This is a genomic window from Shewanella sp. ULN5, assembly GCF_030731885.1.
Classification (GTDB): domain Bacteria; phylum Pseudomonadota; class Gammaproteobacteria; order Enterobacterales; family Shewanellaceae; genus Shewanella; species Shewanella holmiensis.
Window position 1 is genome coordinate 284,254 of sequence record NZ_JAPJEE010000002.1, and the last position, 20,658, is coordinate 304,911.

The 20,658-nt window shown below is 39.9% G+C and carries 26 protein-coding genes; 5 read left to right on the forward strand and 21 right to left on the reverse strand.

Annotated features, from left to right (window positions below; translation table 11 throughout):
- Positions 1-628: 628 nt before the first annotated feature.
- The 7 genes from ORI98_RS03315 to speA form a co-directional block, all read right to left on the reverse strand.
- Positions 629-1,510, reverse strand: a complete 882-nt coding sequence (locus ORI98_RS03315; protein ID WP_261297921.1) for a RimK/LysX family protein — start codon at positions 1,508-1,510, stop codon at positions 629-631.
- Between the two features lie 37 nt (positions 1,511-1,547).
- Complete coding sequence (locus tag ORI98_RS03320; protein WP_261297922.1) at positions 1,548-1,898, reverse strand: DUF3802 family protein; 351 nt, start codon at positions 1,896-1,898, stop codon at positions 1,548-1,550.
- Between the two features lie 109 nt (positions 1,899-2,007).
- Positions 2,008-2,583 (reverse strand): YceI family protein, encoded by a 576-nt coding sequence (locus ORI98_RS03325; protein ID WP_261297923.1) that lies wholly within the window; start codon positions 2,581-2,583, stop codon positions 2,008-2,010.
- A gap of 41 nt (positions 2,584-2,624) precedes the next feature.
- Positions 2,625-3,080 (reverse strand): YaiI/YqxD family protein, encoded by a 456-nt coding sequence (locus ORI98_RS03330; protein ID WP_306134232.1) that lies wholly within the window; start codon positions 3,078-3,080, stop codon positions 2,625-2,627.
- A gap of 9 nt (positions 3,081-3,089) precedes the next feature.
- Positions 3,090-3,731 carry a pyridoxamine 5'-phosphate oxidase gene (pdxH, locus tag ORI98_RS03335; protein ID WP_306134233.1) on the reverse strand — a complete coding sequence of 214 codons (642 nt, stop codon included), beginning with the start codon at positions 3,729-3,731 and terminating at the stop codon, positions 3,090-3,092.
- 376 nt (positions 3,732-4,107) lie between these two features.
- On the reverse strand, positions 4,108-5,037 hold the full coding sequence (locus tag ORI98_RS03340; RefSeq protein WP_306134234.1) for an adenosylmethionine decarboxylase: 930 nt from the start codon (positions 5,035-5,037) through the stop codon (positions 4,108-4,110).
- A gap of 106 nt (positions 5,038-5,143) precedes the next feature.
- Positions 5,144-7,054, reverse strand: coding sequence for a biosynthetic arginine decarboxylase (speA, locus tag ORI98_RS03345; RefSeq protein ID WP_306134235.1), 1,911 nt, complete (start codon positions 7,052-7,054; stop codon positions 5,144-5,146).
- Positions 7,055-7,629: 575 nt separating this feature from the next.
- On the opposite strand from speA, the gene ORI98_RS03350 reads away from it, so the two are divergent.
- From ORI98_RS03350 to ORI98_RS03365, 4 genes are all read left to right on the forward strand, one after another.
- On the forward strand, positions 7,630-8,460 hold the full coding sequence (locus ORI98_RS03350) for a S1 RNA-binding domain-containing protein (protein WP_261297928.1): 831 nt from the start codon (positions 7,630-7,632) through the stop codon (positions 8,458-8,460).
- 115 nt (positions 8,461-8,575) lie between these two features.
- Positions 8,576-9,229: a YceH family protein gene (locus ORI98_RS03355; RefSeq protein WP_306134236.1), complete on the forward strand. Its 654-nt coding sequence runs from the start codon at positions 8,576-8,578 to the stop codon at positions 9,227-9,229.
- 40 nt (positions 9,230-9,269) lie between these two features.
- On the forward strand, positions 9,270-10,109 hold the full coding sequence (locus ORI98_RS03360) for an ABC transporter permease (protein ID WP_261297930.1): 840 nt from the start codon (positions 9,270-9,272) through the stop codon (positions 10,107-10,109).
- A complete protein-coding gene (locus ORI98_RS03365) occupies positions 10,106-11,008 on the forward strand; it encodes an ABC transporter ATP-binding protein (RefSeq protein WP_306134237.1) in 903 nt (300 codons plus the stop codon). The genes ORI98_RS03360 and ORI98_RS03365 overlap by 4 nt, the downstream gene beginning before the upstream one ends.
- An 845-nt stretch (positions 11,009-11,853) precedes the next feature.
- On the opposite strand, the gene ORI98_RS03370 is transcribed toward ORI98_RS03365, so the two are convergent.
- The 11 genes from ORI98_RS03370 to ORI98_RS03420 all read right to left on the reverse strand — a co-directional run bounded on the left by ORI98_RS03370 (position 11,854) and on the right by ORI98_RS03420 (position 18,878).
- Positions 11,854-12,060 (reverse strand): cold-shock protein, encoded by a 207-nt coding sequence (locus ORI98_RS03370; RefSeq protein WP_188839931.1) that lies wholly within the window; start codon positions 12,058-12,060, stop codon positions 11,854-11,856.
- A gap of 259 nt (positions 12,061-12,319) precedes the next feature.
- Positions 12,320-13,141 carry a 23S rRNA (guanine(745)-N(1))-methyltransferase gene (gene rlmA, locus ORI98_RS03375; RefSeq protein ID WP_261297932.1) on the reverse strand — a complete coding sequence of 274 codons (822 nt, stop codon included), beginning with the start codon at positions 13,139-13,141 and terminating at the stop codon, positions 12,320-12,322.
- A gap of 20 nt (positions 13,142-13,161) precedes the next feature.
- Positions 13,162-13,968, reverse strand: coding sequence for a hypothetical protein (locus tag ORI98_RS03380; protein WP_306134238.1), 807 nt, complete (start codon positions 13,966-13,968; stop codon positions 13,162-13,164).
- A gap of 372 nt (positions 13,969-14,340) precedes the next feature.
- Complete coding sequence (locus tag ORI98_RS03385) at positions 14,341-14,598, reverse strand: hypothetical protein (RefSeq protein ID WP_306134239.1); 258 nt, start codon at positions 14,596-14,598, stop codon at positions 14,341-14,343.
- Between the two features lie 389 nt (positions 14,599-14,987).
- Positions 14,988-15,239: a hypothetical protein gene (locus ORI98_RS03390; RefSeq protein WP_306134240.1), complete on the reverse strand. Its 252-nt coding sequence runs from the start codon at positions 15,237-15,239 to the stop codon at positions 14,988-14,990.
- 272 nt (positions 15,240-15,511) lie between these two features.
- On the reverse strand, positions 15,512-15,715 hold the full coding sequence (locus tag ORI98_RS03395) for a hypothetical protein (RefSeq protein WP_306134340.1): 204 nt from the start codon (positions 15,713-15,715) through the stop codon (positions 15,512-15,514).
- Complete coding sequence (locus ORI98_RS03400; RefSeq protein WP_306134241.1) at positions 15,715-15,933, reverse strand: helix-turn-helix transcriptional regulator; 219 nt, start codon at positions 15,931-15,933, stop codon at positions 15,715-15,717. The genes ORI98_RS03395 and ORI98_RS03400 overlap by 1 nt, the downstream gene beginning before the upstream one ends.
- A 54-nt stretch (positions 15,934-15,987) precedes the next feature.
- The gene (locus ORI98_RS03405; protein WP_306134242.1) at positions 15,988-17,238 is read right to left on the reverse strand and encodes a tyrosine-type recombinase/integrase; all 1,251 of its coding nucleotides are present in this window, start codon (positions 17,236-17,238) and stop codon (positions 15,988-15,990) included.
- Positions 17,238-17,471 carry a hypothetical protein gene (locus ORI98_RS03410; RefSeq protein WP_261298778.1) on the reverse strand — a complete coding sequence of 78 codons (234 nt, stop codon included), beginning with the start codon at positions 17,469-17,471 and terminating at the stop codon, positions 17,238-17,240. The genes ORI98_RS03405 and ORI98_RS03410 overlap by 1 nt, the downstream gene beginning before the upstream one ends.
- Positions 17,464-18,126 (reverse strand): replication protein P, encoded by a 663-nt coding sequence (locus ORI98_RS03415; RefSeq protein ID WP_306134243.1) that lies wholly within the window; start codon positions 18,124-18,126, stop codon positions 17,464-17,466. Before ORI98_RS03415 ends, ORI98_RS03410 begins: the two co-directional genes overlap by 8 nt.
- The gene (locus ORI98_RS03420) at positions 18,123-18,878 is read right to left on the reverse strand and encodes a helix-turn-helix domain-containing protein (protein WP_306134244.1); all 756 of its coding nucleotides are present in this window, start codon (positions 18,876-18,878) and stop codon (positions 18,123-18,125) included. Before ORI98_RS03420 ends, ORI98_RS03415 begins: the two co-directional genes overlap by 4 nt.
- Before the next feature lie 167 nt (positions 18,879-19,045).
- On the opposite strand from ORI98_RS03420, the gene ORI98_RS03425 reads away from it, so the two are divergent.
- On the forward strand, positions 19,046-19,309 hold the full coding sequence (locus ORI98_RS03425; RefSeq protein WP_306134246.1) for a hypothetical protein: 264 nt from the start codon (positions 19,046-19,048) through the stop codon (positions 19,307-19,309).
- On the opposite strand, the gene ORI98_RS03430 is transcribed toward ORI98_RS03425, so the two are convergent.
- The 3 genes from ORI98_RS03430 to ORI98_RS03440 are packed head-to-tail and all read right to left on the reverse strand — an operon-like array spanning position 19,288 to position 20,649.
- Entirely contained in the window at positions 19,288-19,848 is a 561-nt protein-coding gene (locus ORI98_RS03430; protein WP_306134247.1) for a hypothetical protein, read from the reverse strand. The two genes, ORI98_RS03425 and ORI98_RS03430, sit on opposite strands and share 22 nt — an antisense overlap.
- A 1-nt stretch (position 19,849) precedes the next feature.
- Entirely contained in the window at positions 19,850-20,053 is a 204-nt protein-coding gene (locus ORI98_RS03435) for a hypothetical protein (protein ID WP_306134248.1), read from the reverse strand.
- A gap of 2 nt (positions 20,054-20,055) precedes the next feature.
- Positions 20,056-20,649 carry a hypothetical protein gene (locus ORI98_RS03440; protein ID WP_306134249.1) on the reverse strand — a complete coding sequence of 198 codons (594 nt, stop codon included), beginning with the start codon at positions 20,647-20,649 and terminating at the stop codon, positions 20,056-20,058.
- Positions 20,650-20,658: the final 9 nt, after the last annotated feature.

A 20,658-nucleotide genomic window follows, 5' to 3' on the forward strand; every position in this document is an offset into this window, starting at 1 on the left:
CTAAACGGGCATCATGTGGTGAGCAGATAAACTTCTGAGTTTGCTGGCAGAATGATTTATTGGGATCACAAAATGACACTTTTACAGAATCGGTTATCTCCTTATAAAGCTTTGAGCAACTTTGAGCAGCTTTGATTAACCTTAAGCCATATCATGCATAATTCCCCCTAAGCCTTCTAGGATATCGAAGAACATGAAACACGTCTTGCTGATGCCCATCATGCTTAAAATCCTTTTATTATCGCTTTTATTGCTGGCATATCGGCACGATTTCATGCACCAGTGAGTCAGGAATATGGTGAAGCTAAAAGTCAAAAAACTCGACCATTATATATTTAACTAGAATGCCTATTAAACAACCTAACTCTGGTTAACTCATAAAACATAACCGAAAATATGAGCGTGATACTGCGATTGTCATACACAACATATGGTTCTCATCGAGTTAGAACCTTTCCAAGATAGATGCTATATGACTAAATAAATCGATGAGCTGTGGGATCTAGGTTGCGGACAAACTATTTTCCATTAATTTTACTGCGCTGTTCTGGCGTTACATATCAATTTGAAGACAATAAAAAAGCCTTAACGTTTCCATTAAGGCTTCAACAATCTTATTGAGTGATAATTATTTTTTTGAAACATCGACCATGTAATGGCCTTGTAACCAGTTACGGCCAATTAATAATTTATGGCTCATTTTGCTACGGTCTTTTAAATTCACGTCAACTAGAAACTCTTGCCCTGGCTCACCTACACTTAAACGCACCATGTAACGAATTTCAGACCCTTGCGCATTACGAATAAGTGAAGTACCACGAATTTTTGTACGAATATCGACTTTTTTACCTTTATCATTTTCAGTGGTAAAAGTGATCATTTTACCGATATTATTTTCCATATCGGTTTTATCTTCTTTCTCGATGCGTAGATTGACAGCATGCAATGAGTTTTCAACCGCACCAGTATCAATACGCGTGTTGTAAATTAAATTTGCTTGCTTGATATTTAACTTGGCAATTGGACCAATAGTCTTCTTTTCAGAAACATCAACAATGTAGTCTTTTTTTAGAAAGTTACGACCAATCAACAGCTTATAATCCATATGACTGCGATCTCGTAAATTAACTTTTACTTTCTTTAACGCGTCTGGAAAGCCTATTTCAAGATTAACCATGTAACGGGTTTCGGTACCCTGTGAGTTTTTAACCGTTGAAGTGCTGACAATTTCAGCCTTCATACGTTTTTTTTCACCTTTTTCGTTTTCTGTTGTAAATTCAACCGTTTTACCAATATTTTGTTTCATCTTCTTTGCTGCACCACCAATGATAGTTAAATCAACAGCATGCAATGAGGAATTAACAGCCCCAGTATCCATACGAGCGTGGTACATCAAACCAGACTTATCGACTGTCATCATTTCAGTTTGTTTTAAAATCTGCTTATCTGCTGCATGAGCAAACGTTAAACTTAAACACAAAACAATGGATAAAATAATGCTTTTCAACATGTTTGTTCCTAAAAATGGATATTGAGGATAATAATAACTAACGCAATAAGTGATCAATTTCTTGATCAAATAAATTTTTGATTAAACCAGAAAACTCAGCAATAAAAATACTTTGTTCTGGGGTGGCTTTATGGTTTGCAACTTGAGCCAGAATTTCTTCTAAGTCATATACAATCGCGTCAATTTCACGAATAACCATGTTGCGTTGTGCAAATGATAATTGTGGGTTTTGACCACACACCATAATAATTTGGGCAGATAATTGCTCTTCAAATAATTCTAAAACAGTTTCAGACACTAAAGCATCATTTTCAGGCGTTTCAAACAAGCCTAAGTGTTCAGTTAAATACTGAATTAAATGCATGTAACCGTCTTTATCTGTAACCATTTGAACTCCAAGGATTAGGTTGGCAATATCTGTTTATGTTGGGGTATCCATATCATAATGAACACCCACAAACATCAATAACCAATACTTCATATTTTTATTGCCATAACTATTGCGATAAAGTTATCACAAATGACACAGGCACAGCTAAACTGATGCTAGTCAATCCGGCAATATCACGTAACTTTTCAACACCGGTAGCAAGATCAAAGTCCCCCGCTTGAACAACAACAGGCGTTAAACTTGTCACTACCATTTTCTTTGCTGATAATTTAGCAACTAATACATTAAAGGTTTTAGTTTGCTTTTTACCATGCAACTCAATTTCACCATCGACCTGTAAAGTCATTACCTCGCCGATATGTAAATCAGCCAGTAGTTTGGGGTTTACTGAAGCATTTAAGGTTAATTTAGGAAACTGAGCCACTTCAAACAGTAACCCTTGCATCCTTTCATCTCGAATCAAAATGCCCGTATCAACACTACTTAAATCAATTGTCAGTGAAAACTTGCCCGCTTCGGTCAACGTTCCTTCAACCTGCTTAAAACGATGTACTTCTGCAATATCGCTTTTCTTAATAGAAATAAAACTGACTGTTGATTGGTTGTTATTAACTGACCAATCACCAGCAAGAGCAACATTGGACAACAAACCGAGTGCAATAACCGATAACCATTTTTTCATCTTAAAATCCTTTTGCATGTAAAAAACTCTTTGATTATAGATCAGCGATGTTTAACTAACCATTTATCTAATGATTGTGCAAAGGCATGTTTGTCCGCTTGGGAAAAACTATTCGGCCCCTGAGTATGAACACCACTGCTACGCATTTCTTCCATAAAGTCACGCATTGTTACTGTTTGTTTAATATTTTCCGGTGTATAAACCGTACCGCGAGGGTTAATCGCCAGCGCCCCTTTCCCAATTGCATCTGACGCTAAAGGGATATCGGCGGTAATGACTAAATCACCTTGTGTAAGTTGCTCAACAATATAATTGTCTGCTTCATCAAAACCTGAATTTACGCGGATCATTTTAATAAAAGGTGATAACGGGACTTTTATCATCTGATTTGCCACTAACACGATATTAATTGATTTACGCTCTGCCGCGCGAAACAACATCTCTTTTACCGGATTAGGGCAAGCATCCGCATCAACCCAAATTTTAGCTTGCATCATAGCCTCTTATTATGGCGCCAATCGGTCAATTTGCCAGAGCGAATCTGGCGATTTACTATACAAAAATCTGTCATGTAATCGGTGTTCACCACCTTGCCAAAATTCGATACTTTGAGGACGTATTAAATATCCGCCCCAAAACTTAGGTAATGGCACATCACCTTGGGCAAACTTTGCTTTCATTTCAGCAAATTTCCCCTCTAAAGCCTGCCGAGCTGAAATCTTACTCGACTGTTTTGATACCCAGGCTGCAATTTGGCTATCTTTGGGCCTGCTCATAAAATACTTGGCCACTTCAATCATAGATAAAGGCTCTGCTTCGCCCAAGACTGATACCTGGCGGTCTAGAGGATGCCAAGGAAAATGTAAACTCACCTTGTTATTCGTTTCGATATGACACGCTTTGCGACTTTCTAGATTGGTAAAAAAGACAAAGCCTTTATCATCGAACTTTTTTAGTAACACGATGCGTTGAAATGGTTGGCCATTTTTATCAACCGTCGCAACACACATTGCTGTTGGGTCTGATAAATTGGCGTCTTTAGCTTGCGCTAACCAGGTTTCAAATAAGTCCATTGGATTACTGGGTAAATCGGCTCGTCTTAATCCACCTTGGGTATATTCGCGGCGGATATCACTTAAATCGCTCATATATTTCCTTTAGTTAACTGAGTAAAATGGGGTTAAACAACCTCAAAAGACTCTCAGTTTAATGAAACACCTATTTTAATTAGGGCTGCGCAATATTACATTTCAACTAGGCCTTAACCTTAGGTAGAAACGTTTAACATTTCTACATCTAGCATCCGCCGACAATGTTAAAGATAGCTGCTAAATCATAGGTATATTGCAATCTTTCCAACCGCCACACCAGCAACATTATGACAATGTAAACAAGTATTAATCTACATCACTTAGCACAGATTAAATCGCTACTTATTAATTGCCCTTTACCTAGTGTATTAGCGAAACTGATAGATTTATGTCAAATATCAGGCACTTGGATTATTACCTATACGTTTGTGTATTACAAAAACTCTGGGGTTAGCACTTCTGGGCAACACTGCTGATAATGACTAAAGTGTATATTATAACCTTGCTTAACCGGATAAGAGCAATGGCCTAAACAGATATTTTCAGGCATGTTTGGCGATGCTACCTGAATGTTAAAGCCAATAATATCCCAACTGCGCGGCTGTAAAATGGCCAATAATTTTGCGGTAATATCCACTGGATAATTATTGAGGTCCACATTGGTTTCTATGCTGACGTATGAGCTTTTTTCTTGTGGCGTAATATGAATGGTGTAATACAAATCATCTTTAATACCATTAATAGAAAAGCCTAAAGGCGTAAATAGATGCGTGTCATATGTAAATCCGGCAAATAACTCATCTAACTGTAAAAGCGCATATATCTTAGCAATAGATTGTTGTTCGGTACGTAAATAGTCAGCAACAACACCGCTAATGTGGTACATCAATACTTCACAGGTTTTGTCTTGGGGATCTATCTGGTTAGCTGTGCCGCTGGTAAAAATAAAATGATGATGATTATCTAAATGCCCAACTCGGCATGCTGTTCCTGAAAGCCTTTGTCTTAAAGAAGTGATATCTTCAACAAAGGTTGACGCTTGCAGATGTGCTACATATTCATTTTTACGCTGATATGTTAACCATTCAATATTATTGACCCCGATGGCATCGACAAGTCCATTAACACAATCAATTAATGTCGATAAACCACAGGTTAGAATCACAACTTTATGATCCCAAACAAATAGGCTAGATTCACTCAATAAGTAGGCATCACATTGATCGTTACCAATCTGTGACAAAATGTCAGCTTTAGCTAAGCTCACGATTTGTTTCCAAAAAGAGAAAGGCAAAGCACGAAGTGAACCCGTTGTAGGCTCAATCCCTATTTCTGCTTTTTTTTCAGAACCTTCAAAAAACATATAAATACTAAATGACTCAACAGATTAAAAATAAATAAAGGCTTAGTCATTATTCATAACTAAGCCTTACTATCAATCAATTACTGAAATATTAAATCAGTAATATTTAAAAGTCTTCAAGGTAGGTGTAACCATCAAGACCCGCTTGTAGCTCTTCTAATGTACTTGCTCTTTCGTCTTCAGCAATATGCTGCTCAACTAATTCTTCGAATGTACGCATAAATGCATTGGCATCTAAGTTCACATACTTCAGCACATCAGCAACGGTATCACCTTGTAATACTGAATCAATATTGGTTAAACCATCTTCATCAATACGCACAACGGCAGAATTAGTGTCACCAAATAGGTTATGCATATCACCAAGAATTTCTTGATAAGCACCAACCATAAAGAAACCGATTAAGTACGGGCTTTCAGCACTCCACGCAGGAACGGGCAATGTTGTTTCAATACCTTGACCATCAACGTATTGATCAACAATACCGTCAGAATCACAGGTAATATCAAGCATAACGGCACGACGCTCAGGCGCTTTATCTAAACCTGACAAAGGCAACACCGGGAAGACCTGATCAATACCCCAAGCATCTGGTAACGATTGGAATAAAGAGAAATTAACAAAGAATTTATCAGCTAACTTTTCATTTAACTCATCAATAACCGGTCGGTGGTAACGGTTATTATTACTTAGTAGGCCCTTAACTTCATGACATACACGTAAATGTGTTTGTTCAGCCCAAGCTCTGTGAGCCAATGTAAATTGACCAACAGCAAACAAAGAGTGCGCTTCAGCAATGTCACTTTGGGTGTCATGATAAATTTCAATCATCGCGCGCTGGTCTTGACCACCGCTGATCTCCAACCAAGATTGCCACATGTTGTGCAATAATTGTGGGGCATCTTCTGATGGCGCTTCAATCACTTCAGGCATGTATGCTTCAGTACCAATAACGTCAGTAATCAGTACTGCATGATGTGCTGTTAGATGACGACCTGACTCAGAAATAATACGTGGCATAGGTTGCTCGTATTCATGACATAAATCAGTTAGCACATTAACGATATTATTTGCGTACTCATTTAAACCGTAGTTCATTGAGTTGTTGCTTTGGCTTCTGGTGCCATCGTAATCAACGGCTAAACCACCACCAACATCGAAACATTCAATTTTGGCACCAAGTTCACGTAACTCACAATAGAAACGCCCTGCTTCACCCACACCCTGACGGATATCGCGAATATTAGCGATTTGTGAACCTAAGTGGAAATGTAGCAACTGTAAAGAGTCAAGCATATTAGTGTCTTTTAGTTCTTGTAACACTTTCAATACTTGCGCTGCTGATAAACCAAACTTTGATTTTTCACCACCACTTGCCTGCCATTTACCCTTGCCTTGGAACGCTAAACGAACGCGTAAACCAAGACGTGGAGTGACACCTAATTCTTTAGCTTGCTCTAATACCATTTTAAGTTCAGACATCTTCTCAAGAACGATGTAAACTTTATGGCCTAATTTTTCACCAATTAGTGCTAAGCGGATGTATTCTTTATCTTTGTAACCATTACACACGATCACAGAGCTGGCTTTTTGCGCCATGGCTAATACCGCCATTAACTCTGGCTTACTACCGGCTTCTAAACCTAATTGCGGTACTTCTTTAGAAGTTTGGCTAGCAAGAATTTCTTCTACAACTGTTTGTTGCTGGTTAACCTTAATAGGATAAACCAACAAATAATCATTCTGATATTCGTACTTTTGAATGGCATCATTAAATGCTTCACACAAACTTTCTACACGGTGATGCAAAATTTGTGGAAAACGAACTAAAACAGGTAATGATACACCCGCATTAACCATATCTTTCGCTAATGCGTTCAGTGCGATTTTATGATCTGGTTGAGATGGATTCGGTGAAACCGTCACTTCACCATCTTCACGAATACCATAAAAACCCTGGCTCCAATGAGTTACGTTATAACCCGCACGAGCATCTTCAATAGACCAATCAGACATAATTTTTTTCCGTATTTACCTTGCTGCATTGTGTTTGAAAGATGCAATAAGGTGTGTGAATAAAATCAACATAACGCTGTCGCATTATGAGATGTATAGTAGATGAAAAATAGCAATTTTCTCTAGCCAGATCGCGATTATTAAATCTAGTAGATTTTTCATCTATACGTACTTTATTTGCCATTTTCGCCGCTTCGTTTTAACAATTATAGCGGGACATTGCAAATGGTTGTCTAAGTTTGCTTAAAGCAGAAATGAATACTTATAATCCATTTATGCATAATTACTTAGGTTGATTTTTTGAGGCCATAAAGACTCATTCGTCAGTGTGTTAAACCTTAAAAGTCGACCGTTAAAAAACGGCGCAATTAAACCGCGCATCGAGTTTCATTGCAAGTAGAATTCCCCCTCAAACATAGATAAAAACACTAATACGGCTAATTTAAGTCGAACGTCCACAATTATTGTAAAATCACTCATAAATCGAAAAAGCGTGTATACTATGCAACAGAAAATATTGCCCCATTCCCAGTAAACGTTTGCATTTAAAGATGCATCTAAAGATAGAGATACACATGATACAAATCGGTAAAAGCTATTCACTCGAAATCGTTAAAGAAGTCAGTTTTGGGATTTATGTTAATGCCCATGAACTTGGTCAAGTGTTAGTCCCGAAAAAGTTTGTCCCTAAGCAATACGAAGTGGGTCAAGCTATTGACGTATTCCTGTACCTTGATTCAGATGATAAAGTGATTGCAACAACACAAAAACCGTTTGCTCAAATAGGTGAGTTTGCCTACTTGAAGGTAGCGGGTATTAGTGAATATGGTGCCTTTTTAGATTGGGGTCTTGATAAGGACTTATTTTTACCTTTTGGTGAACAACATAAAACCATTGAAGATGGCCGTTCATATCTTGTCTATGTTCATGCCAACAGAGCTGATGAACGTATTGTTGCATCTTCAAAGGTCGATAAATTTTTAGATAAAACCCCTGCGGATTATGAGGTTGGCCAACAAGTAAATTTAATTATTGGTGGCACAACTGATTTAGGCTACAAAGCAATTATCAATAATCAGCATTGGGGCGTAATTTATGAAAACGAAGTGTTTCAACAATTACGTTTCGGCCAAAAACTCACAGGCTTTATCAAAACATTACGCAGTGATGGAAAAATTGACCTAGTGCTACAACAAGGGTCTAAACAAGAACTTGATAAACAAGCTACATTGATCATGAATAAACTGGCTAAAGCAGACGGTTTCCTCCCATTACATGACAAAACAGATGCTGACATTATTTATGCCCAATTAGGGATGAGTAAAAAAGCCTTTAAAAAATCTATCGGTGGTTTGTTTAAGGGTGGTCAAATCAAAATCGACAAAGACGGTATTAGACTCGTTTAGTCATTCAACAATCGCATATTGTTCACGACATAACCGATTACATTGATATCGTTGTTAAAACTAGCATGAGGATGATATAACATCTTCATGCTTTTTTATTTGAGGATCACCATCAATGGAATTAAATGCATTAGAAGCCAGAGTGATTGGCTGTTTGATGGAAAAAGAAATCACCACGCCTGAACAATACCCGCTATCGCTCAATTCCCTTACCTTAGCCTGCAATCAAAAAAGTAGCCGCGATCCCGTGATGTCGCTCACTGAATCAGAAGTGCAAATCATCATTGATGGTTTAGCAAAAAAAAGGCTGATCAGTGAACAATCTGGATTCGGCAGCAGAGTGATTAAATATAAACATCGTTTTTGTAATACTGAGTTTAGTGATTTAAAACTCACACCTGCTCAATATGCGCTGTGCTGTGTTTTATTGCTTAGAGGCGCGCAAACACCCGGTGAATTAAAAACGCGTACAAACCGTTTATATGAATTTTCAGACGTCACCCAAGTTGAGTCTTTGTTACTTGAGTTAGTTAAGCAAGATAAGCCCTTTGTTGCACAGCTAGCGAGAGAAGCAGGTAAGCGCGATTGTCGCTATATTGAATTATTCAGTAGTTCAATTGAAGATCATCAAGCTAATTCAGTATGTAATTTAGACGTTTCGGTGCAATCGCAACAATCATTAGCGGCTAATGAAAAAATTGCCGAATTAGAGCAAAGAATTGAATCGCTTGAGCAGAAGTTAGCCACACTTGAGGCTTTATTGTCTTAAGGCATTAACTTAACGACGGTTTAATCAAAAAAGGAATGTTATGAATAGCCTAACAGCTTCATCGCCATCTGGAATAACCCATATTTGGCAACTCGCTAAATTTGAACTTAGCAAAAGATTCAGTAGCCGTAGTGGGATTATTGCGTTGATTGCTTTTATTTTAGTCTGGAGTGTAATTTTAATTTACCCCATAAAACAAGCCTCAAATATTATCATGGAGCCAAGCTTTAAAGAGTTTATCGCCGCAGTATTTGGTCCCACGACTTTAGATCAATTGTTTAATTGGCAAGTTTCTGAATTTGCCATGTTTTGGGTTGCTGCGCTTTATTTGTTTCCAATGTTCAGTATTTTTATTTCAGCAGACCAATTCAGCTCAGATAAGCAACGTGGCACCCTTCGTTTTGTCAGCCTACGAGTCAGCCGAAATAGTTTGTTTTTCGGCCGAGTATTTGGTCAAATCTTCATCCAAGGCTTTTTAATTTTCGTCACCTTAATTGCAACAACCTTGTTGGTGATGAGTAGAGATACAGGGTTATTAATACCAGCAATTAACACCGCATTGGTCATTTTTGCAAATCTACTCATTATTGTACTGCCTTACATTGCGACAATGGCATTGTTATCACTTATTGCCAATAGCGCTCGCCAAGCCAGTATTTTCGCTATTATTCTATGGGTTATCGTTTCAATTATTATCACTTTGGTGAATGTGAAGTTTCCCGGTTTAGAAATACTCAGATACCTATTACCAGGTTCGCAATTATCAAACATGGTTAACACCCAAGGGTTAGCCGCCTTTGCTTATGCTCCTATACCATTGTTACAAACAGCAGTTATATTAATTATTGGACGCATAGTTATGCAAAGGAGCGCATTATGAGCTTAATTCAATGTCAGCAACTGAGTAAAAATTATAGCGGTAAGGCGGTTTTATCTAAAGTCGACTTCACATTAGAGTCAGGCGCACCAATTGCGGTTGTGGGCCCAAACGGTGCAGGTAAAACAACGCTGTTTAGTATTTTATGCGGTTATATAAAACCAACTAGCGGCTCGGTGACAATAATGGGCGAGCCCGTTGGAAGTCCCAAATTACATGGGATTTTATCTGCATTACCACAGGATGCACAGCTAGATCCTGATAGTAGCATCCTCAGTCAGCTACGCTTATTTGCTGAGCTGCAAGGAATAAAAGGAAAAGCATCTAAAATTGAAGCCATGCGGGTATTGGAGCTTGTTGACTTAACTAAAGAAGCAAAGGCCAAACCTAAAAGTTTGAGTCATGGTATGAGCAAACGGGTTTCAATAGCGCAAGCGCTTATTGGCTCACCCAAATTAGTATTATTAGATGAACCAACCGCAGGGTTAGACCCCGCTAATGCAAGACGCATTAGACAAATTGTCAGTGAGCAGTCTGAGTACACAACCTTCGTGATTAGCTCTCACAATCTTGATGAACTGGAAAAGCTATGTGATCAAGTGATATATCTTGAAGAGGGAAAACTAAAACAAGCTCTTTCAATTCAATCAGCGCAGGAGATTGATTACTTAACCTTGGTAATGAAAAAAGCCGATATGCCATCAGTGCATCAAGCATTGCTTGGTTTACCGAATATAACCAAGGTCACTCAAAGTTCAGATCATCAATTTATTATTGAATATCCTACCCAAGAAGACTTTTCATTAGAGCTGCAACTCTTTAATTTACTGGCTGAAAACCAATGGCATTATAAGTCGATATTAAAAGGCAGAACCTTAGAAGACACCCTTTTCTCATCTTAACTATGTCGGTATTGATTAGATAACCTTTACTCGGGTTAAGAGATAGACTCAATAAGCTGAACTCAACAGGTTTAGCTTATTTTGTAGCAAACTTGTCATTTGTTTTGAAAACAAGGCACATTAACACGCCAATAGCTGGCCGATAGCACGTTAATGAAACGCAGTTAGCAAGACAAAGGGCTGTTTGGTTAGCGTTTATGTCCCAAGCTGAGGTGAGATAGTATTTGAATTAGCGCATTTAATTCATTAACCTGAACTCTGGATAAGAGATTAGCTAAACATATGAACTTAAATAACATATATCTAACCCATGTATTCTAGAGAGATATTTTTTCTTAGAACAAGGCAAATTTGTGCGTCAATAGCTGGCCTATTACAAACAAATTTAACACAGTTTTAAGTAAAAATAGCCTCTAGAAAGCAAGTTGTTATCCAGAGTTCAGGTTCATTAGCTTTATCAGGCAAATAGCTTAAGCTGATACCTATTCACCTACAATTATCCCTATGTTATCAAAACTCAGCCATTGTGTTGTCACATAACGTTAGTCACTGACTTAACAAGACTAATTTTCTGAATTATCCGTTCCGGTGATCAATAAATATTATTGATAAGCTTAATGATGAATAGATAGGCACTAATTTTGCCCATAGAGAAATGTTGTCAGCTACGACTGGCGAGAAGAATAACTTAGCGTAATAAAAAGCCACCAAACATAGCGTTAGGCGGCTTTAAACATTTGCAGTAAATTGAGTTAACCTTTACTGCTTAGACTCAAAAAAAAGACAAAAAAAACTGCGGCAAATGCCACAGCTTTAAGTCCATTTCACCGAAGTGAAATAATAGCTTAAACGATAGTTACGTTTTCAGCTTGAGGACCTTTCTGACCTTGAGTCACGGTGAAAGAAACTTTTTGACCTTCGTCTAAAGTTTTGAAACCGTCAGAGTTGATAGCACGGAAGTGAACGAATACGTCTGGACCAGACTCTTGCTCGATAAATCCGAAACCTTTGTCAGAGTTGAACCACTTAACAACACCAGTAACTTGAGACATGATATAAATCCTGTAAATATAAAATAAAGCCTAAACGGCGGTAAAGCTGGAAAATGCCGGTATTACTTATGTTCACAGGACGAAACTGATCGTATTGAAACACAAAAAATAAGCCCAACCTTCAAGCTATAAAGACTATAAACCATTCTCAGAATAAGTCAACAAACATCATATCAAGGTTCATAATTATTTCATATTTGTTCTGAGTGTTTATCTAAAGTCATCAATACCTTATTGGTGCAAATACACAAATATAGCGTCATTCATAACGTCTATGTATTTCAATTTTAAAATCTAATTCACACTTTAATCCTTCATCTGCCATTTTTTGCTTTTGCGTTTGAGTCAACTTCCAGGCATATGGCGTCATATTAAGCAGATGCTCAATATCATTCACATCGGTTAGCTCGAGGTTATATTCAAGGCTATGCTGCTTTATGTATTCAAATCCCTCTAGCACTAATGGCTCATGGGGGTGCAAGCGCGGCTCGGCATAAATCACCTGCTTGATCGCAAAATGATGTTTAGGGCCGGGTGAAACTGTAATTAGTACCCCACCAGGTTTTATAACCCGTTGCAGCTCTTCCACTTTTGAAGGAGCGTAAATACGAATAGCTAAATCAAAACTGTTATCGGCAAACGGCATTTCAAATACGCTTGCCACACAAAATTGCATTTGAGGGTATTTTTTAGCGGCATATTTTACCGCAGTCTTAGAGATGTCTAATCCCCACAGCTGACAATCAACTTGAGTTTGTTTAATTTGCTCAATCAATCTGTCACTGTAATAGCCTTCACCACAACCAATATCTAAAATATTTTTTGCAAACGGTTGATGACACACGGCAAGTTGATTTACTTGGTCACTTAATGCCTGATAATAACCTTTGTTCAAAAACTCTCGTCTGGCTAACATCATCTCTTTATTGTCGCCGGGGTCTTTTGATTTCTTTTTTTGAACGGGCAATAAATTAACATAGCCTTCTTTAGCTGTATCAAATTGATGATTGTTGGTACAAGACCAAGTCTTAGTTGGACTTTGGTTCAGAACAAGCTGGCAAATTGGACAAATATAGGACATCAATAATTCTTTATAAGTAGTTAGTTATCATCATCTGAAAGCTGATTTACCAGTTCAGTGACATCTGAAGGCGCGAGTAAGTTGTAACATTCAAGTTTTTGTTGCAGTTTTTCAACATCAAGCGAGGCTTGATTAGAGGCTCTAGACAAACTAGGACGCTCTAATGATTGATGATAAGTTCGCATTAACCATTGACGCTTATTTTGCAATAAATGATCAAGTTTTAACAGCTCTGTAGAGACGCCAGGATGTATCTTACCTGACTCGCCTCGCATGTAGTCAGCAATATCCCGTCTAACTTGCTCAAGCTCACTAATATGCACGGCTAATGCTGCGGTGGACTCACCATGTGAAGGCTTCTGCCCTAAAATGGTTTTAGCCATGACTAATACTTGCGGTTCACACAATAAGCGCAAATCTTGCTCTAGCGGTATTAATTCAAAGGGCATATTTTCATATACAGTAAAATAGACCTCACCATCAGCTTGTATGATGATTTCGATGCCTTTTTTTAATTGTTCAATACAAATCCTTGGCGCTACAGCCATTCTTGAATATAGCCGAACCCCTTGGCCAACCACTCTGTTAACGTCATATTTATCCGCTATCTGTTGCACATTTTCAAAATCAACGCTTACATATGCTTGCTGACGAGAAATCAATGTTGCTTCAATCCCATCCACTTGACTAACAATCATTTCAAATAACGGATTACTGAGTGAAGCAAGCACGAGTAAATCATCAATATTATCCAGTAAGCGCACCTTAATTAGCATCGGATGGCTTATTGGGATCACAGTGGGATGACTAAAAATGTGCTGGTGCATGCAAGAATCCTTTTACAACGTATTGAAGATTATATGTCGCTTCGTTAGTATGTTCGATTTATTAGTATGATGGTATATGTATTGTGATGTTAGTTTTTTAATGTTCTCTGTCTAACATCATCCTTTCATGAAAGCAGATTGAAAACCTCAAGGTTAAATTTAGGCCTGTTATCACTAAAAACCAATACATAATTACAGGTAATTGAAGCGCCATTGCAACTAAACCCCGTGATATTAGACAAATCGAAAGCCAAAATGCCCACTAACTGCTTTCATTGCGCTTTATGAAAGATTTATCGGCTCATTTAAGAATATCTGCACATAAAACTTATATTCAAGCTGATGAGATACATGCAAGAACTTACCATCCTGTTACTTTGGGTTATCAATTTCACCGTCGGTTTGCTTAAGCCGCTGCAAAACATCACTAGGCAACAAAGCATTCGCCCAATCTTTTGTCGGTTCATCGGTTAAGTCCTTTAGCAGATTGGCTTGATTAAGTCGGCTTTCATGAGGCGCGGTATAGGTGGCATGTTCGCCTTGTGATAATGGCGGCGATAATCGGTCTAGCTCGGCATCAAACTTTGATACATCATCAGCCAGTAAATCTAGGCATTTGAATCTAGGCATTGCGCCTCAGTAAACGACATGCCATTTTGAAGGGTAATCTCCCCATTTTTAGCTGAGGTCAAAAGTAGAGACTTAGGCCACTAGTGCCAGTTTTTGCTTTGGTGGGACACCACCAATTGCTGTATTGGGTCTTTCATTGTTATAAAACTCTGGGCTGCAAAGCAATTTTTGAATTGATTATGAGGCTTGATTTGTAGGTGTTCAATTGCAATTCCTTTGTCATAGTGATGTTCCATCACATCTTTTAAATCTAGCGGATTCAATGAGGTTAATAAACTCGATTGAGTCAGCATTTGGCGCTTAGCAGCGGCTTGGTTTAACTAGCATACTAACGTGAAGTTGAACATTCTAAAACATTCATCACAATCCAACGTTTATGCCGCTGTATTTTAATATTTAAGTTGTCGCCTTACTGAGTTAAATGCAGTGTGCACGATTTTGACTAATACTTTTTCTTGTTCAAAAGACATGGCAACGGAACGATCGTAATCCCAACACAAATCATTGTCCTTGGTAAAAACGTTTACCGCTAAATCTTGGGGTAAGTCGTCGGCCCATTTCATCTCATTTTGAATTATCTCTTCGATGATCGATATCTCAGAGGTGGATTCAATACAATACAATTCTTTGGCGTTACTCATAGTCATCCTTAACCAGTATTTACATCAATGTAACAAGTACATTAAAGATAGTATCAAACTGAAGTTACAGAAATCAATTTAGGCGATCAAAAGTTGTGATTTAAGACTATCAAAAGTTGAGTGGAATTGCGCATCATCAAATGCAGGGTAAAACACTATTAATTCATTAACTTAATAGGTTTATTTTTTAGGTAAAATTGAATAGCAGAGATCAAGTTCATAAAACAACAACGTAACCCCCTAAATTTTTCATAAATAGTGAAGCACCGCGCTTATCCACCACCGCAGTGCACCGAGCCAGAAGGACCGTACACAATCACCTCGCCTAACTTGTCGCACTGGCTTCGGTTAGCAAAGCCTTGGCCGCGTTCTTGATGGGCCCAATAGTTACCCCAGCGGGTTAAGCCATGACGCAAGGCTTTCATGTTCAAGGTCACTTGTTGGTGTTGCAGCTGCTGCACATTAATCTTCGCCATTATTCTTCACCATCAATCATCGCCCTTATTTCATCAATTCCTAACCGAAACACCTGGTCGCATATTGCCGAAACATCATCAAACGACACTCGCACATCACCCCGTTCCCAACGCTGATAAGTCCGTTCACTTACCCCATAAATCTCGGCCACTTCGGTCTGGGTTAGCCCGCGAATATTCCTGCCCGTTTTCAAAAATTCAAACCCGCGTAATGCCATTTAGCCCCCCAAAACCTCTAATTGCATATTCTACTAACAATGATGCAGTGATCATCACAGCCACCCACTGGCAGTCAGGGTTTGACCACTCCCAACTTCCACAGACGATCTAGGCAATATCTCGGGCGCAACAGAAAAAAATCCACGATAAATTAAATATTGATGATATTGGTCTAACGCTTGGCTCATGCCTTTATCCAAGGTTGATTTAACGTACTTACGCAACAACACAGGCAAGGCATGATTAAGCAAACGCTCACCAATCATGGTATCGACACCTAAGTCAGCCACAATGGTTCTGAACAAACGGCGTAAATCATGACTCGTAAAATGCTTAAACCTAATTTGGGTATGCCACTCATGGGCACTGCGAATAGAAATAGCGCCAATATTGCCAGGGAACAAATAAACCCGTTTACCCACATGCTTAAGCTGCCAACGTTTATAATGCTCAATAAGTGCCTTTGCTGAATCAGTCATCGGCACACGGTGTTCTTGGTTATTCTTGGCATTACTGGCAGGTATCACCCAATAATCACCCGCAAAGTGCTCCCATCTAGCTAATCGAGTTTCGTTAATGCGAGTACCAAACATCATCATCAACACAAACAACATCTGCACTGGCATAACCACCTCACTTAAGCGAGTAAACAACTTAGCTAAATCAGACTCAAACAACCGAGTATCAACCACATCACCCACCTTGATGGAATACGTTACCCGATAACCCGCTAACGGATTAGCATTAATCAAACGCAGCTTAGACGCTGCAGCAAACACCGCTTTTAGCTTATTCACCGCCTCACGAATGTACTTAGGCGAAAACCCCTCAACCAACATCGGCTTAACCAAACTCACGTCAATCGAAATAAAGCTCACCTCACGCAAACGAACATCAGCCAAGCGTGGCAACAGGTGACACTTAATCATCGACTTAACATTGCTGCGCCAACTTTTGCTATAGGTGGTGTTATTGGCAATGTGTTCCTGGTACCACTCAAGCAAACTGCCAACCGAATCAAACTGGCCCGTCACCATGCCGCCCACATTGCGTTTAGCCAACATCACCGGTAAATCAGCACACAAAGTCTTAATGCACATGCTTGGCCAAGTGCCTAACTTTTCCCAAACCGTTTTACCGTTTTCATTTACAACCAAAAACACGCTAGCCCGTTCACGCCCAGCTGCAGCACGTAAACGAATTTCAGGAAACTGAGGATCACGAAAATCACGCATCACACCACCACGTAACCAACGTCGCAAAGCAGCATCACTAAACTTGCCAACCTCAACACCAGAAGACATCAAGCAACCATCCTGTATTCCCAAGCGGCACACTTATCACGGCGTCGCTTTTGCTTAACTGAGTTTGGCAACTCGCGCCATCTGGCACTTAACGCGGTTTCGCTATCATGCACACCAAAGCGTTCAAAACATTGTTGCTGAATTTCATACAGCGTTAAAAAACGGCCTTGACTCAACACACGACACAAACGCTCTTTTTGAGTTAACGGTTTATTCAAAACAGGCTTATTCATCGTTAGCACTCCTCAAACCCAGTTGACGCCTAAACTTCGCCACAAATGCCTTACCCTCTGCCGGTTCTATGCGACGGGTGGCACGAGTCGGCAACGCTTTTGGCAACTCAACATCAACCAACTCACCCTTAGCAAACTTGCGGCATAAAATTTCATACTGGCGGGTAAACATGGTTAACACATCTTTTTCAAACCCCGTCGCAAACAACCACGAGCCACACTCACGCACAGCCAAACGCACAACATCATGGCTCCACTTGTGATGCATCGGACTGTGATAATGTTTCTTGGCCTCACGGTAAGCGGATTGCAAATCAGGTAAACCATAATCACAAGCCGTAGGTTGACACCACAACGCAAACTGGCGTGGCGTTGGCCAAAACTGTCTATCACCCTGCTCACGCCTTGCCCTGTTCAACCCCATTTGCACTTGTTCTTTGGTGCGAACCTCTTGCAATGCCAACGTCTTAAGCCACTCGGATTTATGTGCGGCCTCATCCTCAACCTTTGGCGCACCAACCGGAAACAACACCCGCAACTTGGCAAACACACTGTCAACAATCGCCATATCCATAGCCGATGGCTGCTTGTTAGCGCGGCCAGCGTTTGGCACTCCCACCTGCGTTGAATTAATCACTGATTGAATCGACTTCATATCAACGGGTCCTCTGGGTCAAAAACGGCATGAGACCAATCAGCCCTAACCACCTGCTTAGCAACCAAGCCAGCGTTAACCAACCAATCAAATTCAAAACCAATCCAGCAACGAGACACGCACAACTCAAAAACCGCATCAACCGAACACCCTGCAGCAACCGCTTTCACCAAATGCGGTGCCAGGCGATTAATCGCAGTTTGGGTTAACTTGGCTTTTTTCTGCTGACGAACGGCTAACCAGTCTTTAAAAACTTGCTCGCTTGGCAACGCAGGCCATTTTGAAAAATCCAAAGCTGAATTTTTTGATGTGGTGACTAAATCTTTTAAAGATTCATTGACTGGTTCTAAAGTGACTGGTTCTGGGTGCAGGAGATTCACTAGGGGTAGTGCAGCAGATTCACTAGGTAGTGCAGGAGATTCACTAGGGGGTAGTGCGACAGATTCACTAGGTAGTGCAGCAGATTCACCACCTAAACCTGTATTTTCATCAAAATTAAGATGAAAAACATTAGATGAATTACCCTTCTGCCCCTTGCGAAATTCACGACGTAAAAAACCTGACGTTTCAAGTTTTTTAACATGGTCCATCACACTACGGCGGCTCATTTCGCACTGCTCAGCAATGTAATTATAACTCGGCCAACACTCGCCTTGGTCATTCGCGTTATCAGCCAGTTTAAGTAAAACCAACTTGCGCAGCGGATTGCCCACCTTCGCTTTCATGGCCTTAACCATTAATTCCATACTCATGGGCGCAACCCCCATAAAACCAACTCAGCAAACGCTAAATTGACGAAACACAAATGCTTGAGTAACATGTATTTGCCTCTCTCTCTGTAGGTATTAAGCCCGCACTCAGTCGCCAAACTTCAGCGGGCTTTCTTATTTAACTGCCAAACTTTAAACAGGATGTTTAAATGAACTTAAATACACACGGAACCGTAATCGGCATAAATCCCAAGACCAGTCGCATAGCCGTTCAACTGCATGACGGCGATATTAGTGTCATGGATGTTGACGACCTATCTGACTTCGCAATTAACCATGTTCTTTATGGCACTCTTGATGAAGAAACAGAGCAAGTCATCACTAACAAGACCATGGATACCAAACACGAAGTCACCATCGAAGCCACTGGATGTAACTTGAAAACTGCTCGTTACCTTCTGTTTTTAAAATAAATATCCCACGCCAAGTTAGTGCGTAACTGATAATAAATATTACGGCGTTTGATATGTTTGGCCTGATTAACCGGGTCTATTCTTGTTACTTCAATTGAACGCTCGGCACGCTTTTCTTTCATCAACAAATAACCCATAAACCAATCCACGCTCACCTGTGGTAACAGCAACTTACTGTCATCACCTAAAAGCACTTTACTCACAATCTTGACCGCAATAGCCTCTAAGCGGTCGGCTTTAACCTCAAGCAATTCTGGTTCACGCTTTAACACATCAATCATTCTGCCAACCTGCGAACGGCTAAAATTATCTAAGGTATTAAAACCATACAAAGTTGATCTATTACGTCTAAAATCGATTTCACACATAGGTGAAGCATCTTTAACCAAGGCCGCTGCTTTCTTCATCAATGCGTCAGCCTGAGCAACCAACAATGCAACCTGTGGATCTGCAGCTTCTTCCTGCTTTCTCAAAAAATCAGCAAACTCTGGTGACACATCAATACCGTCAACCAAACTGTTTTCACTTAACTGAGTCATATCAACCTCGCTTTCGCATCTGCACACTGCGCTGTAAGCGCTCAAAATCATCACGGCAATCCGCATCACAAAAGCGTTCATCAGTTAACGCATCACAGTAATAACAACTGCCCGTTAATGGCGGTAAATTGGGTTTCGCTTTCGCCAGCTCGGCCGCTAAATGCAGTTCAATCATGTCGCTAGCATCATCAACGTTATCAGCCATAACTAACCAACCGACTTAATAGAAGTATTCGTCAAATACGGATAGCTACGCTCAAACACATCCATAGCCGCTTGCGTGGTGCCGCGCGACTCACGTAATTCACGATAAGCTTGCTCAATTTCATGACGAGTAGGTGCAACGCCCAAACGAATCACCGCTATTTGCGCTTCGCAATTCTCTTTAGTTAACGTTGCCGCAATGTCGTTACTGCTAAGTGCCAAGCCGTCACTAACGTGATCAACCACCACAGTTACGCCCACCATGTTGTAAACATCGTTTAAATAGCCAATGCGTAAATCAACCGGCATAGCCGCCAACAGCGCTTGTTCAACAAAAAATAACCGCTCTGGCACTGCATTTTGGTCTGCATACTGCCCAAGCCAACGGAAAATCTTTTGCGCATTAACCCGGGCATCATTGTAAATATCATCAGAATGGGTAAACGTAATCCCCTCTTTTGCCAATACCGTCGCCAGCTTTAGTTCATCAACCGCCTGCACAACCGCAGTAGCCAACGCCGAACGGCTCACTTTGGGTAACTCAAGCCAGGCATTAATGGCTTTCATCAATAAATCTAAACGTGATACTTGTTTCATGCTAAATCC